Here is a 1,377-nt window from a genome sequence, read left to right as displayed (position 1 = left end):
GCGCGAGACATCCAGCAGCCACGCAGGCCGTCTAGCGGCGATAGGGGCCGCGCTGGTACCATTTCCACGCATCGGCGATCATCACCCCGAGATCAGAGCGTTGCGGCCGCCAGCCCAGTTCGCGCTCGGCCCGCAGGCTGCCGGAAACCAACCGCACGGCATCCCCACCACGGCGCGGACCTTGTTCGTGGGGCACCGCGCGGCCCGTCACGGCGCGGGCCGCCTCGATCACCTCGCGCACCGAGTATCCCGTGCCCGAGCCAAGGTTGAACACCCCGCTGCCCTTGCCCGCCTCAAGCCATTTCAACCCCAGAACATGCGCATCCACCAGGTCCATGACATGGATATAGTCGCGGATGCAGGTGCCATCGGGCGTGTCGTAATCGGTGCCGAACACGGTCAGCGCCGGGCGCTTGCCCTCTATCGCCTCCAGCATGACCGGGATCAGGTGAGTTTCGGGGACGTGGTTTTCACCGATCTGCGCATCCGGGTCGGCGCCTGCCACGTTGAAATAACGAAAGATCACCGCGTTCAGCCCGTGGCTGGCCTCGAAATCGCGCAGCATGTCCTCGATCGCGCGTTTCGAGGCCCCATAGGCGTTCAACGGCGCCTGGGCGCTGTCTTCGTCCAGGGTCACACCATCCTGGTCGCCATAGACCGCGCAGGTCGACGAAAAGACCATGTTCAGGCAACCCGCCGCGACCGCCGCCTCGATCAGGGTCAGCGACCCGCAGACATTGTTGCGCCAGTATTTTCCGGGATTGGCCATCGCCTCGCCGACCTGGCTGAAGGCGGCGAAATGCATCACCGCAACCGGCGCGTATCTGGCAAAGACCTCGTCCAGCCGCGCACGATCCTCCAGATCGCCCTTCTCGAAGGGCCCGAACTGCACCGCCTCTTGCCAGCCGGTCGAGAGGTTGTCGTAGGTGACCGGCACATAGCCCGACCGGGCCAGCACCTTGCAGGCATGCGAGCCGATATAGCCGGCCCCGCCCGTGACCAGGACGTGGGGCATGCCCACCACCAGACCTATTGCGCCGCCTGGGGCATAGAGACGATGTCGCGCAGGTAATCGGCGAATTCGTCATGCAACTCCTCGCGCGCCAGCGCGAAGGCGACCGTTGCCTGCAAGTACCCCGCCTTCGATCCGCAATCGAACCGCTGCCCGGCAAAGCGATAGCCGTGAACGCCCTCGCCGTCGATTTCCTCGGCGATCGCGTCAGTCAGCTGGATCTCGCCGCCGGCGCCCTGTTTCTTCTTGTTGAGGTTGTCCAGAACCTTGGGCGACAGGATGTAGCGCCCGATCACCGCGAGGTTGGAGGGCGCATCCTCGACCGCGGGCTTTTCCACCATGCCGCGCACCGTGACCCGGTCGCC

The 1,377-nt window shown here is 65.4% G+C and carries 2 protein-coding genes; both read right to left on the bottom strand.

Annotation, left to right across the window (positions count from 1 at the left end):
- Positions 1–31: 31 nt before the first annotated feature.
- The gene (galE, locus tag EV663_RS15515; RefSeq protein ID WP_132953441.1) at positions 32–1,015 is read right to left on the bottom strand and encodes a UDP-glucose 4-epimerase GalE; all 984 of its coding nucleotides are present in this window, start codon (positions 1,013–1,015) and stop codon (positions 32–34) included.
- A 14-nt stretch (positions 1,016–1,029) separates the two neighbouring features.
- The coding region (locus tag EV663_RS15510; RefSeq protein WP_243697999.1) for a sugar phosphate nucleotidyltransferase at positions 1,030–1,377 on the bottom strand (348 nt) is incomplete at its 5' end.

It is taken from the genome of Rhodovulum bhavnagarense, assembly GCF_004343505.1.
Taxonomy (GTDB): domain Bacteria; phylum Pseudomonadota; class Alphaproteobacteria; order Rhodobacterales; family Rhodobacteraceae; genus Rhodovulum; species Rhodovulum bhavnagarense.
The sequence above is the reverse complement of the archived record's forward strand: the minus strand, read 5'-3'. Positions and strand labels throughout refer to the sequence as shown.